General features: G+C 40.6%; 14 protein-coding genes. 6 read left to right on the forward strand and 8 right to left on the reverse strand.

Annotation, left to right across the window (positions count from 1 at the left end; all coding sequences use genetic code 11):
- Positions 1-323 precede the first annotated feature (323 nt).
- Complete coding sequence (locus WA338_RS00595) at positions 324-824, forward strand: CAP domain-containing protein (RefSeq protein WP_009778428.1); 501 nt, start codon at positions 324-326, stop codon at positions 822-824.
- Positions 825-1,093: 269 nt separating this feature from the next.
- On the opposite strand, the gene WA338_RS00600 is transcribed toward WA338_RS00595, so the two are convergent.
- Positions 1,094-1,414 (reverse strand): antibiotic biosynthesis monooxygenase family protein, encoded by a 321-nt coding sequence (locus WA338_RS00600; RefSeq protein ID WP_009778429.1) that lies wholly within the window; start codon positions 1,412-1,414, stop codon positions 1,094-1,096.
- A 5-nt stretch (positions 1,415-1,419) separates the two neighbouring features.
- The gene (locus WA338_RS00605; RefSeq protein WP_009778430.1) at positions 1,420-2,481 is read right to left on the reverse strand and encodes an isoaspartyl peptidase/L-asparaginase family protein; all 1,062 of its coding nucleotides are present in this window, start codon (positions 2,479-2,481) and stop codon (positions 1,420-1,422) included.
- A 108-nt stretch (positions 2,482-2,589) separates the two neighbouring features.
- On the opposite strand from WA338_RS00605, the gene WA338_RS00610 reads away from it, so the two are divergent.
- Positions 2,590-3,123, forward strand: coding sequence for a 3-hydroxyanthranilate 3,4-dioxygenase (locus tag WA338_RS00610; RefSeq protein ID WP_009778431.1), 534 nt, complete (start codon positions 2,590-2,592; stop codon positions 3,121-3,123).
- 221 nt (positions 3,124-3,344) lie between these two features.
- A complete protein-coding gene (gene amaB, locus WA338_RS00615) occupies positions 3,345-4,898 on the forward strand; it encodes an L-piperidine-6-carboxylate dehydrogenase (protein WP_009778432.1) in 1,554 nt (517 codons plus the stop codon).
- Positions 4,899-4,948: 50 nt separating this feature from the next.
- Here the strand turns inward: amaB and WA338_RS00620 are convergent, their stop codons facing one another.
- From WA338_RS00620 to WA338_RS00645, 6 genes are all read right to left on the reverse strand, one after another.
- Positions 4,949-6,040, reverse strand: coding sequence for a DNA helicase PriA (locus WA338_RS00620; RefSeq protein ID WP_272987187.1), 1,092 nt, complete (start codon positions 6,038-6,040; stop codon positions 4,949-4,951).
- Between the two features lie 18 nt (positions 6,041-6,058).
- Complete coding sequence (locus WA338_RS00625) at positions 6,059-7,180, reverse strand: SPFH domain-containing protein (protein ID WP_009778438.1); 1,122 nt, start codon at positions 7,178-7,180, stop codon at positions 6,059-6,061.
- A 118-nt stretch (positions 7,181-7,298) separates the two neighbouring features.
- The gene (locus WA338_RS00630; protein ID WP_009778439.1) at positions 7,299-8,030 is read right to left on the reverse strand and encodes a metallophosphoesterase; all 732 of its coding nucleotides are present in this window, start codon (positions 8,028-8,030) and stop codon (positions 7,299-7,301) included.
- Positions 8,027-9,166 (reverse strand): ATP-binding protein, encoded by a 1,140-nt coding sequence (locus WA338_RS00635; protein ID WP_009778440.1) that lies wholly within the window; start codon positions 9,164-9,166, stop codon positions 8,027-8,029. Before WA338_RS00635 ends, WA338_RS00630 begins: the two co-directional genes overlap by 4 nt.
- Positions 9,167-9,296: 130 nt before the next feature.
- Positions 9,297-9,686, reverse strand: a complete 390-nt coding sequence (locus WA338_RS00640) for a four helix bundle protein (protein ID WP_009778441.1) — start codon at positions 9,684-9,686, stop codon at positions 9,297-9,299.
- 39 nt (positions 9,687-9,725) lie between these two features.
- Positions 9,726-10,481, reverse strand: coding sequence for an SDR family NAD(P)-dependent oxidoreductase (locus tag WA338_RS00645; protein WP_009778442.1), 756 nt, complete (start codon positions 10,479-10,481; stop codon positions 9,726-9,728).
- A 161-nt stretch (positions 10,482-10,642) separates the two neighbouring features.
- Between WA338_RS00645 and WA338_RS00650 the strand changes: the two genes are divergently transcribed.
- From WA338_RS00650 to WA338_RS00660, 3 genes are all read left to right on the forward strand, one after another.
- A complete protein-coding gene (locus WA338_RS00650; RefSeq protein WP_272987185.1) occupies positions 10,643-11,470 on the forward strand; it encodes a DUF4382 domain-containing protein in 828 nt (275 codons plus the stop codon).
- Positions 11,471-11,683: 213 nt separating this feature from the next.
- A complete protein-coding gene (locus WA338_RS00655) occupies positions 11,684-12,685 on the forward strand; it encodes an AAA family ATPase (protein ID WP_009778444.1) in 1,002 nt (333 codons plus the stop codon).
- 84 nt (positions 12,686-12,769) lie between these two features.
- Complete coding sequence (locus tag WA338_RS00660) at positions 12,770-13,636, forward strand: DUF58 domain-containing protein (RefSeq protein ID WP_009778445.1); 867 nt, start codon at positions 12,770-12,772, stop codon at positions 13,634-13,636.
- Positions 13,637-13,671: the final 35 nt, after the last annotated feature.

Here is a 13,671-nt window from a genome sequence, read left to right on the forward strand (position 1 = left end):
TATGAAACTCGTATAAAATACTTGTATAAAAATTATATCAATCAACACGATTTGATGTTAAAGTATAATTTATTGCATTTCATCGACGAACAAGTGCGTTTTTTAATCGATGAAATACACAAATGGCGAGTTTTGTATTTGTTTACGTACATTCAAAAAGTCGATAAAGTGCATTTTGAAACGCTATAAAGTGTTAAATTTTATGATAAAAATGTTAAATACAGCCATAATATCGACGAAATACACAAATTGACAGTTTAAGTGTTGTAGGAATAAAATATCCTGCTTATGTTTGTCTCAACATAACTCATAACCCCCAAATCATGAGAACTTTTACAACCAACTTGTTGGCAATAACTTTTGCCATATTCTTAACCAGCTGTTCACAAGATGAAGAGCTTTTAACCTCTAATGAAGAGACAACTCTTGAAGTTTCTGCAGACCTCGTTATCGAAGATGCTTTTGCTCAAGAAATTCTTGTCGAAGTAAATAAGCATCGCGAGAGCATTGGGCTTTCTCAATTAGCTTATAACAACGATTCTAAAGTGAAGGCCATAGAACATTCAAAATATATGGCTACCAAAAATCAAATTAGCCACGATAACTTTTTCCAGCGATCAGATTATTTGAAAGCTAAAGGTGCTGCACGCGTAAGTGAAAATGTCGCTTACGGGTACCGCAGCCCAGAAGAAGTTGTATCTGCTTGGTTAAAAAGCGAAAGCCACAAAGAAGCTATTGAAGGTGATTTTACTCATAGCGGACTTTCAGTAGTGAAGAATGAAAAGGGAATCGCTTTTTTTACGCAGATCTTTATCAAAAAATAAAAATGTTTTAGGCTTGTAAGACAGCCTGAAGATTAAAACCCCCAAATCTAAAATCCCCCAACCGACCCAACAGGTCACAAGATCAATTACAACATTCAAGACATTTACAAAATTTACAACTTTAAGTTGGTTTTGTTATGTTAGATGCAGCAGGCGGGGGCCTGCTGTTTCGCCTTTCTCCTCGCGAGAATTACTTACTGAAAAACCCTTAAGTTTTTTGCTTAAGGGTTTTTTCATGAGATATGTTTTAAGTCAACCGACCGGCTAAGTTAATTTTCCTTATCAAAATGATATTCGCGTTCTACTTTACACACACGTACTGAATATGCTGAATACCACTTGTCTTTTCCGGTTTGTTGTGCGACGAGATGATCTACTTGATTTTTCCAGCTGGCGATGGCAGCTTCGGTTTTCCAATACGAGATAGTGATTCCTAATGCGCTTCGTGCGTGTTCCATTCCTAAATAACCCGGTTGCTTTTGTGCAAGCGCTTCCATCTTGGTAGCCATTTCGGCGTAGCCTGAAGTATCTTCGGTTTGTTTAGAAGTAAAAATTACGGCGTAATAGCTTTGTTCAGCAGAAAGTTCCACAAGATTTAGTTTTCATTTTCTTTATAAATACCCAGAGTCAGCTCGCCTTGATCATTCATATAGGCACGATACATGCCTTCGGTGTTGAATTCCATAGAAGGATTTCCGTAGTGATCCAGCGCTACAATTCCACCGGTTCCACCAAGTTTGGTCAGCTTCTCCTGAATCACATTTTGCGTAGCATCGGTTAGCGTTTTTTCAGCATATTCCATCTGAGCGCTGATGTCGTAAGCTACCTGCCCGCGAATGAAATACTCTCCCCAGCCGGTTGAAGAAACACCACACGTCGCATTGTTTGCATACGTCCCAGAGCCAATGATTGGCGAGTCTCCTATGCGGTTGTAGCGCTTGTTGGTCATCCCGCCGGTAGAAGTTCCTGCGGCAATATTTCCATTTTTGTCAAGTGCCACGCAGCCAACGGTACCAAACTTCTCGTCTTTGATAAACGGATCGTAAAATGCAGTGGCTTTGCTGATGCTGTCTTGTTTCTCGCGCTCTAATATGCGCTGCAGCCCGTCGTATCTTCTTTGGGTAAAGAAATAAGAAGGATCTACTTGCTCAATGCCTTTTTCTTTGGCAAAAGTTTCAGCTCCTTTACCGCTTAAAAGCACGTGTTCAGAATTGGTCATAACTTCGTATGCCAGGTTTATCGGGTTTTTTACATTGGTAACCCCGGCAACGGCTCCTGCATTTAAAGTGGCGCCATCCATAATAGAAGCGTCTAATTCATTTTTACCCTCGTGAGTAAAAACCGCACCTTTAGCTGAATTGAACAGCGGCGAATCCTCCATCACATTTATAGTGCGTTGTACAGCCTCAAGACTGCTTCCGCCATTTTTCAATATTTCGTGACCGGTTTTGATAGCTTCAGTTAGTTTGGCTTTATAAGCTTGCTCCATCGAGTCGGTCATATTCTTTTTAAGAATCGTTCCGGCTCCGCCGTGTATGATAATGGCAAATTCTTGTTGATTTGGAGTTTCAGCAGTAGCTGCTTCTTCAGTTTTTAAATCTTGATTACAAGCGACAAAGAAGAGACTTGCAATACATAGGGAAAGAACAGATTTCATAGGTGTTAAATTTAAGCTCCTAAAATACAGAAAAACTAGCGGCAAACGGAGAGGTCAATTGTTTTATGCCACTTTATTATGTTGTAATTTTAGCCTAAATACAAGACTATGGCTATTGCAAAACCTTTTAACCTGACCCAATGGGTTGAAGAAAATCGGGATTTATTAAAACCACCGGTAGGAAATAAAAATTTATATAAAGACGCAGACGACTACATTGTAATGGTGGTCGCCGGCCCTAATGCGCGCAAAGACTATCATTATAATGAAACCGAAGAATTGTTTTATCAATTAGAGGGTGAAATCGAAGTACACGTGCAGGATGAAGGTGAAAAACGCACGATGCAATTAGGTCCTGGCGATATGTATTTGCATCCGGCAAAAGTGCCGCATTCTCCGGTGCGTAAAGCAGGTTCTATAGGTCTTGTTGTTGAGCGAAAACGCGCAGATCTTGACGGAAAAGACGGCTTATTGTGGTTTTGTGATAATTGCAATCATAAACTCTATGAGGTTTATTTTCCGCTGAATGATATTGAGAAAGACTTTTTAAAGCATTTTAAAGTATTCTATGCAAGTGAAGAATTACGCACCTGTGATAAGTGCGGTACAGTGATGGAAGCTGATGCCCGCTTTGTAGAATAACAGGAAAGCTACAGAAATAAAAAATGCGCTCTTTTGAAGCGCGTTTTTTATGAGTATTGTTAAAGGGCGTATTTCTCGAAATTAAAAATTGGTTGCTACAGAATGTCTCCAAGATAGGTTTTGAGGGGATTTATTAATCTGCTAATAAATGCTTTAAATAGATATAGTTATTTACTAACTTCGAAGGATTAAAACATAAATAATAAGAAAACTACAATATAATGGCTCAAACCACTGATAACGCAGCAATAGCTGAAACGCTGAAAGCATTAGAGATCATTTCTGAAAATGCAGGAACTTCAACCGGTTTACAAACGAGTAATTCGGGTACATTGATTACTTCCGTTTCTCCCGTTGACGGAAAGGATATTGCATCAGTGACGCAAACCACTCCGGAAGAATATGAGCAAGTGGTTCAAACTGCAGCTGAAGCATTCAAAGTATGGCGCGTGATGCCGGCACCACAGCGAGGCGAAGTGGTGCGCCAGTTTAATGAAGAGTTGCGTAGACTTAAAGAACCGTTGGGAAAACTCGTTTCTTATGAGATGGGTAAAAGCTATCAAGAAGGTCTAGGCGAAGTTCAAGAAATGATAGATATCTGTGACTTTGCAGTGGGGCTTTCGCGCCAGTTGCATGGTTTGACGATGCATTCTGAGCGTCCCGGGCATCGTATGTATGAGCAATATCATCCGTTAGGCATTGTTGGGATTATCTCGGCATTTAATTTTCCGGTGGCGGTATGGAGCTGGAATACGGCTCTGGCTTGGGTTTGTGGTGATGTGTGTATCTGGAAACCTTCAGAAAAAACACCGCTTACGGGTATTGCCTGTCAAAAAATTGCAGCACGGGTTTTTGCTAAGAATAATTTGCCTGAGGGGATTTCGTGCTTGATCAATGGTGATTATACCGTAGGCGAATTGATGACTAAAGACGAGCGTGTACCGTTGGTTTCGGCGACCGGTTCTACCCGAATGGGAAAACAAGTAGCACAAACCGTTGGTGCTCGATTAGGAAAATCCCTCTTGGAACTCGGCGGAAACAATGCGATTATCGTTACTCCGGATTCTGATCTCAAAATGACCGTGATCGGTGCGGTATTTGGCGCGGTGGGAACTGCCGGGCAGCGCTGTACTTCTACGCGTAGATTAATTATTCACGAAAGTATTTATGATAAAGTGAAAAATGCAATTGTAGATGCTTATGGCCAATTGCGTATAGGGAATCCGCTGGATGAAAACAATCACGTGGGGCCGGTAATCGACAAAGACGCAGTGAAAAATTATCAAAATGCTTTGACTAAAGTGGTTGAAGAAGGTGGTAAAATTTTAGTGGAAGGCGGAGTGCTAGAAGGTGAAGGTTATGAGAGCGGATGCTATGTAAAACCAGCCATTGCAGAAGCTGAAAATCATTATGAGATCGTACAGCACGAGACTTTTGCTCCGGTACTTTACTTAATGAAATATAGCGGAGAAGTGGAGAATGCGATCGAATTACAAAACGGTGTACGCCAAGGTTTATCTTCTGCGATTATGACCAATAACTTGCGTGAAGCAGAACGTTTCTTAAGTGTGGCCGGTAGTGACTGCGGGATCGCCAATGTAAATATAGGTACTAGCGGTGCAGAAATTGGTGGTGCTTTTGGTGGCGAAAAAGAAACCGGAGGTGGTCGTGAGAGCGGTAGCGATGCCTGGAAGGTGTATATGCGCCGCCAGACCAACACGATAAATTATACGACTGAGTTGCCGCTGGCACAGGGAATTAAATTTGATTTGTAATAGGAAATTAAAAGAAATACGAAAGCCGCTGTTTAAGCGGCTTTTTTTATTTACTTGCTGAACAAGTACACCAATCCAAAAAGGAGAATCCCTGCCAACACGGCAAAGAAAATTTTCCAGAAGGAATAGGGGCGTTTTCCTGAAATGCTTCCGTTTTCTCCATTTACAAAGAAGCTGTATTCTTTTCCTTTATAGCGATACGCCGAGATATAAACCGGTAACAAAATATGTTTGAAAGTTTCTTCTTCCAGGTTGATGTTTAACGTATTTACCCGTTGCTCGTCTCCACCAATATCGCGACGCGCCCACGTGTCTGCAATGCGACGCATTTCTTCCTGAGCTTCGAGATGCCCATCCTTAAGTGGAATGGTATATTTTTCGGTTACAAAACCCGCGAGAAAGCTGCTTTCAAACGGCTGTAGCTTTTTTAAATTCCACAGTGCGACACCACGAGGTACTTTACCGGTATGTTGCTTTGAGGCTTTGATGAGCGTATCATCTACAAAACCGCTAATGTTTCCGCTTATGGGAATCCAACGGGTTTTGCGCACGCGGCGTGTGCGTCTTCGCCCTTTGCTGTCTTTGTAGGATTGTGTTTCGTAATAGTAATCACCCCGAGCACCGCTATATTGACCATAAAGTTGCGCGTCAAACGTCCAATACGGTAAGTATAAACCTTTAGTAAATTGAGGATCTAGCGTTGCTTTTTTTAAATCGTTGGGCGCCCACCAAAGTCCGTTTACCCATTTTTTAAACCGAAGAATAGCCTCTTCTTGTGTAAGCTGAAAAGGCAACACCGCGCCCGGAAGGATCCATTGCTCAGTTTTTGCATCTTCTCGAATTAGTGGTGTGCCGCAATACACGCAATGCAAGGACTTGTAATTCTCTTCAACGTGCTGATTGGCGCCGCAATTTTTACAATGCAGTATGCTTATTTCTTCACTGTTTGCCTGAGCTCCTTTTTCCTGAAGAAATTGCCGAAGCGGTAATTCTTTGATAGGATCGGTTTCCAGTGCGATTTGCTCTTGGTTTCCGCAGTATTCGCACGTAATCGTTGTGGTGCCAGGCCTGTATTTAAGCTCGGCACCACAATTTTTACAGGCTTTTTTGAGTTCAGATTTTTGAATGGATGGTTCGGTCAAAGCAGCTTTGAAAATTAATTATTGACCCGGAAGTGGAGGTGGTGTATTTCCGCCTAAAAAGGGTTTCAGTTCTTCGATCTCCTGAAGCGCTTTCCATTCACTCATGCCTTGTTTCCAGATCAAAGAATTTCTATTGATCGTACGCGAAGCAAAAAGTGCCTGTAACTGATCAAAACTTACAGGTCCTTGCTGCGTATTATTCTGAGCATAATAATATTGTGTTGCGACCGGCATTGGAGGAGGTGTTGCAGCGGCTTGCGGTTGTTGTGCCTGTGGCTTGCTCATGGCATTTCCCATTTGTTGGGCAAGCGCAAAGCCCATTCCCATTCCCATCCCGGCACCGGCGGTACCGCCTTCATTATTTGCAGCAGCTTCAATAGCTTTTGCAGTTTTGAATTTGGTTAACTTATCAAGGTCGAGTTTATCGATTCGGCTGTATTCGAAGATTTCTTTTTTGAGCTCTTCGGGCATCGATACATTTTCGATATAGAATTTTTCAAGCGAAATTCCCACCGACGTAAACTCGGGTTGCATCACTTCTTTACACGTCTCAGAAAGTTCTGTAGTGTTTGCAGCATACAATTCTATCGGAAGATTGGCTTCTCCAACGGTGTCTGTAAATCGCGTTGCGATCAGGCTTTTGAGATGCTCATTGATCTCAAAATTGGTAAAATTGGCATCGGTGCCTACAATGTCTTTAATGAATGTTCCGGCGTCGCTTATTTTAAATGCATAAGTTCCAAAAGCTCTGATTTCGACCAAGCCAAAACGATCGTCACTTAAGGTAATTGGGTTTTTTGTTCCCCATTTTTCGTCGGTGAATAAATGGGTGTTTACAAAATATACTTCTGCCTTAAACGGACTGTCAAAACCATATTTCCAGCCTTTAAGTGTAGAAAGAATAGGAAGGTTTTGTGTGTTTAAAGTGTATGTTCCCGGCCCAAAAACATCTGCAAGCTGACCTTCATTGATAAAAACAGCAGTTTGTCCCTCGCGTACGATGAGTTTTGCGTTGTTCTTAATTTCGTTTTGATAGCGCTCAAAACGATGTGCAATGGTATCTGGCGTATAATCGAGCCACTCGATGATGTCGATAAATTCGTGGCTGAGTTTTTCTTTAATCTTATCAAATATTCCCATAGGTTGTTTCGGTTTTAATGAAGCTGTATACTTATGAGTATCAAAAGTCTATATTTTGTTTCAAACTATTTACTCGATGGGCAAGATTTAAATGCTCTATGGCTTACTTCAAGATCATTTATGCGTTTCTTCCTTCTTCATCAGGATACAAAGTGTAAACAGGATCACTTTGCCAGAATTCCTTTGTATCAGCATCTATGATCGAAAGCTTTCCTTTAAAGGCAGCTCCCGTGTCTACATTCCAAACATTAGCCATTTGCGTTGGTTCGTCTCTGGCGATGCGGGTTACAGGAGTGTGACCGATGTAGATCTCTTTGTGGTATTGCAGCCGCATAGGATATTCCGGGTCCTCTTTTTTAATGCGTTTGTCAAGGCTAACTGCCATTTCCCAAAAGGTGCGATCCCAATAAAAAGCCGTGCTGTAATGTTCAAACTCGGGACCATTGCGGTTTTGAAAACCGGCATGAACAAACATGCGGTTTTGTTCATCTATATGATAATCTTTGAGGTTTTTATAGAATTCAAGATGCTCTTGTTTGGTTTCTTGGGTGATGTTTTCATAAGACTTCATCGTGCTTCTTCCGCCGTGATTGAGCCAAGTGTCATTTTTGGTATTGTCTCGCAACCATTGATACGCCAGATCATCGTGATTACCTCGCATAAAAATGCAATTATGCGTTTTTGACAATTCAATTAAAAAGGAAACCGTTTGTGCGCTCTCACTCCAGCCGTCAACATAGTCTCCTAAAAAAATAAGTAAATCGTCTTGGGTTACTTTGGCGCGCTCAAGAATTTGTTCAAGTGCTCTCAGGCCGCCGTGAATGTCGCCTATGGCGAGGGTACGTGTCATGAATTGTATTTTACTTTTCGCAAAATGCGAATGTTTTCTTTGTATGCATTGTAAAGTTTGGTGCCGTATTTTCTAAGATACGGCCGAATACGTTCTAGTTTATCAAGCGCCGGTTCAAACCCGTTGAGGTAGCAAATTAAATACGTTGCCGGCAGGTTGTACAGGTCTTCAAGTTCGCCTTTGTTGAGTTCTTTATTAGCCAATACTTTCTTAAGAATAGTATTGTTATTGTTATAAATATGATAGAGCAATTTTCGGTCAAATTGAGGTGGCTCAAAGACTAAAGTGCTGTCAATAGTGTATGACCCGTTTTCATTAAAATTGATCGTCAATTCTTCCAGCGGATAATATTTATATTCATTCTGAAGTCCTAGCAGTACGTATTCTAAAATAGTAAAATGATCATCGGTCATAGCAATGGAAACTTCGTCTAAAGCCGAATAAAAAAGCCGCACTTGCTCGTTGATCAGTTCGATATCTACGCGACTAAAATAGGTGTTGCCTTTAACCTCTTTTTTATTGCCTGCCCAGCAAACCACAAATTGCTCTTTAAACACTTTGTACTGCGTAAACAGATCTGCGTGCCGCACATTGATAAAATCGATAACGCCGTCCAGAGTCAATTCAATACTGTTGTGAGCGTGTTTTTCGATCGTGGCGACGATCTCGCTGTTCACATCTTTGATTTCACTCTTAAAAACCTTGGGCATAGAGATGCTTCCGTCTCTAAAAAAAGCAGTGCCACCCCAATATTTCCAGATGTTTTTCTTTAGCGCTGTGAGTTTATTGATTGGTCTTATGGTGACTAAACCAATTACCTGATCTGAAGGCAAATGCGGAAACGGAATGTTTTCATAAGAAATCAGTGGCGGATTGGTCAAATAGGCATTCACCAAATTTTGAATTTTGCTATCATCAAAAAACGGAACGCCTAAGATTTCGTTAGTTTCATCTTCAACTCCAATTACGATATAACTGTTGTTTTTGGGGTTCGAATTAGAAAGCGCACATACGTGTTTTAAAAACTTAGCCTTGCCTTCTTTGGTACTGATGTCAACTTTTCGCTTTTTGTCATAAAAACTGTTCTCGTCATTATGTGCGAGTAAGTTTTTAATGAGCAGGCGTTTGTTGATCATTCTTTATTGCTATTAGTATTGTTATTTTTATTGGCACGGCCAAAGGGTTCAAAACTCCAAGACTTGTCTCGAAATTGAAAATTCGATTCCAAGTAAAGCCTCGCTCGCTTACCCTGAGGTAGTTCACAAGTCAATCAAATTTACTTCCGCGTTTTTCTGAGTTTTTAAGATAGTTAGAAAATTTACCCAACTGATCAATCAATTCTTGGGTTTCTTGATTGAGTTCATCAAATGTTTCCTCGCCTAAATACCCTCTGTCTAAACATCTTAACAATTGCGATTTTGTTTCGCAACAAGATCCTTTAGCAAAGCCCAAAAAATTAATAAACTCTTTATTTCCACCTCTGCCGAAGCCTTCAGCAATGTTATCCATTACAGAACCTGATGAAGCATTTATTTGATTTATAAGTTCAAAGTCTTGTTTCAAATTAGAAGTCTGAATTAGTTTCCAAACATTATTAGCAAGAACTCTAGCTTTCTTAAAAATTTCTAGTTCTTCAAATGAGTTGTAATGTGCCATCTTGCGGGTGAATAATAGTAATAACAATAAAAATAATAATTATTGCTTGTTCACCACCGTAGAAGAAGCTTGATCCACACTCATAACTACAAGGTCTGCAATGTTCACATGGTAAGGGCGAGTGACTACAAAATGAATAATATCTGCGATATCTTCAGCTTGTAAAGGTTTAAACCCTTGATACACTTTATCTGCTTTTTCTGAGTCGCCTTTAAAACGAACTTCGCTGAATTCGGTCTCAACCATTCCCGGATTAACCGCTCCCACACGTATGTTATAGCCATTCAAATCTATACGCATGCCTTGATTAATTGCATCCACGGCGTGTTTACTTGCGCAATACACATTACCTTTGGGGTACACCTCCTTACCGGCGGTTGAACCTATGTTGATAATGTGCCCACTATTTTGTGCGATCATTTTTGGGATGATCCTATCACTTACATAGAGCAAGCCTTTGACGTTGATGTCCAACATCGCATCCCAATCGTCTGTGCTTCCATCCTGAATAGGATCAAGACCGTGTGCGTTGCCCGCATTGTTGATAAGAATATCTATGTGCTGAAAAGCTTCAGGCAAGTCATTAATCGCATTTTCTACGTCTTTTTTATTTCGAACATCAAAAGTCAAAGTGTGCACTTCAACGAGTTGTTGTAATTCGTTTTTAAGCGCATCTAGGCGTTCTTGACGTCTTCCGCAGAGGATAAGATTAATGCCGTTTTTAGCAAAGTGTTTAGCAGTGGCTGCACCTATACCGCTTGTGGCACCGGTAATTAAAGCTGTTGGTCTAGACATAATTAAGTGTATTTGTTAAGTATTCTTAAGTCCTCCTAATAAAATTATAGCGGTTTATTAAAAGAAGATAAAAACACGTTAATTGTCGTTAATGATTTTTTGCAACGTAAGAATTTACTTCATTTTTGAGCAAATTAATGACTGAATTTAATTAGAATATTATGAAAAATATGTTGAAATATGGGCTGTTAGTAGCCGGAATACTAGGATTATCTTCTTGTAGTGATGATGATAGCAATGCAAGTGCCGAAGCCGGGACTTCTAATATGACCGTGCGCATGGTGGATGCACCAGGAGATTACGATAATGTTTTTATAGATGTAGAAGGAGTTGTTGTAAAGTATAACGACGATTTTAATGAAGAAGCTTATGACGATGATTACGTTTTTGTAGATGGTGAATTTGAGCTTGACACCGATGATGAGGTTTATGACCTGTTAGAACTTACAGGTGGTGCTTATGCAATTCTTGCAGATGAAGATATTCCTGCTGGTGCGATTAGTCAAGTGCGTTTAGTGCTTGGTGATGACAACACCGTAGTTGTAGATGGAGAAACCTACCCATTGCAAACGCCAAGTGCACAACAGTCTGGTTTAAAGGTTCAGTTTAATCAAACTTTAGAAGCCGGAGTGTTTTATACGGTAGTGCTTGACTTTAATGTTGAAGAATCTATTGTAGAGCAAGGTAATGGCGGTTATTTATTAAAACCTGTGATTAGAGCGAGTGCAATTGAAGCAACCGGTGTGATCGCTGGTTCATTATTGCCACTTAATGTGCCGGCAACCATTACTGCCGAAGGTGAAGGCGTTGTTGTGTCTACCAATGTGAGCAGCGATGGAGACTTTGCTCTTAACGGTTTGCCAGAAGGTGTTTATGATGTAACGATCGAGGCCGAACTTGTTGCAGATGTGATTACAACAGTAGTTGTAGAAGATGTAGCAGTTGTAAATGGTGAGACTACAGCGCTAGGTGCTATTACCGTTGAATAAAACATAAAGAACACGTATCTTTGAAAAGCAATCTGAAAAGATTGCTTTTTTTTTGCAACATTTCTCACGAGATGTCGTCTTTAGAATTACCCCTAAAAGCTTTCCGCAAGCCGTGCTTACAGGGGATTTTAACCATTGCTTAACAAAATGGTTAGCAATAAAGTATAACCTTGTAGACCTCAGAGTCATATAAAACGTACATAAAACTAGAGTATGGAAGATAACGCATCTGTTGATATAGGAGCGATTAACGAAAAGATCGAAAAAGAGAGTGCTTTTGTAAAAGTACTTACGATGGAAATGAATAAAGTCATCGTAGGACAAAAGCATATGGTAGAACGTTTGCTCATAGGCCTTTTGGGGCGTGGGCATATTTTGCTGGAGGGAGTTCCCGGTCTGGCAAAAACATTAGCGATCAACACGCTTTCTCAAGCGGTTCACGGTAGCTTTAGCCGTATTCAGTTTACGCCAGATTTACTTCCGGCAGATGTTGTGGGTACCTTGATTTACAATATGAAACTGAATGATTTCAGCATAAAGAAAGGACCTATTTTTGCCAATTTCGTCCTCGCGGATGAGATTAACCGTGCCCCGGCTAAAGTACAGAGTGCATTGCTGGAAGCGATGCAGGAGAAGCAGGTGACCATTGGTGATGAGACCTTTAAGCTTGACAGACCGTTCTTGGTTATGGCAACTCAAAACCCGGTAGAGCAAGAAGGGACCTATCCACTTCCTGAAGCGCAAGTTGACCGTTTTATGCTTAAAACCGTTATCGATTATCCTAAGCAAGCCGAAGAACAGCTCATCATACGCGCCAATCTAAAAGGCTCTTTTGAAAAAGTAAATCCGGTTGTTTCTATCGAACAGATCTTGCGTGCGCAGGAAGCCGTAAAAGAGGTGTATATGGATGAGAAGATCGAGAAGTACATTCTTGATATCATCTTTGCGACGCGTTATCCGGAAAATTATAAGTTGGCAGATTTAAAACCTTTGATCAGTTTTGGGTCTTCGCCACGGGGTAGTATCAACCTGGCAACGGCTTCAAAATGTTATGCGTTTATCAAAGGTCGCGGTTATGTGATTCCAGAAGATGTGCGTGCAGTAGTACACGACGTATTGCGTCACCGTATAGGAATTACTTATGAAGCAGAAGCAGAAAACGTAACTACCGAAGAAATTATAAACAAGATCGTAAACGAGATCGAAGTACCATAAACTTAAAAGACAGAAATCAGTTCGCAGTTCTTGCTTGAAAAATAGCAACTACTGCCTGCTGATTTTCTTTTTGATTACATATTCATGGACACTAAAGAACTTCTAAAAAAAGTACGCAAAATTGAGATCAAGACCAGAAGACTGTCTGATCATATTTTTGGCGGGGAATATCACTCTACGTTCAAAGGGCGTGGTATGACCTTTAGTGAAGTACGTCAATACCAGTTTGGTGATGATGTGCGCAATATAGATTGGAATGTCACCGCACGCTACAATGAGCCTTTTGTAAAGGTTTTTGAAGAAGAGCGCGAGCTTACGATGATGCTGGTGGCCGATGTGAGTGGTTCAGAATTCTTTGGAACAGACCAGCAGTTGAAGTCTGAAGTGGTTACAGAAATTGCCGCAACCCTGGCATTTTCGGCATTGCAGAATAATGATAAAATCGGACTCATTTTATTTTCAGATGGTATCGAATTATACATTCCGCCTAAAAAAGGAAAATCACACGTACTGCGTATCATTCGCGAACTTTTAGAATTCAAACCGAAAAGTAAAAAGACCGATGTGGCACAGGCTTTGAAATTCCTTTCTGGAGTGATGAAGAAAAAAGCCATTGTCTTTGTCCTTTCAGATTTTATTGCAGACGACTATCAGGACACGATGAAGATCGCGGCCAAGCGTCACGATATTACAGGTATACGTATTTACGATCAGCGTGAGGAAGAAATCCCGAGTTTGGGAATTGTGCAAATGGAAGATGAAGAAACCGGCGAATTATTGCTGGTCAATACCACATCAAAAAAGGTGCGTAACAATTATGCAAAATATTACCGCGATCGCGTGGCGTATTATAAAGATAGTTTTACAAGAAGCGGTGCCGGCGTGATCGATGTACGTACCGATGAAAGCTATGTCAAAAAATTATTAGGTTATTTTAAACGAAGAGGATAACACAACAATGAACAGTAACCCTAATATACTTCAAA

It is taken from the genome of Leeuwenhoekiella sp. CH_XMU1409-2 (genome assembly GCF_037029365.1).
Lineage (GTDB): Bacteria > Bacteroidota > Bacteroidia > Flavobacteriales > Flavobacteriaceae > Leeuwenhoekiella > Leeuwenhoekiella blandensis.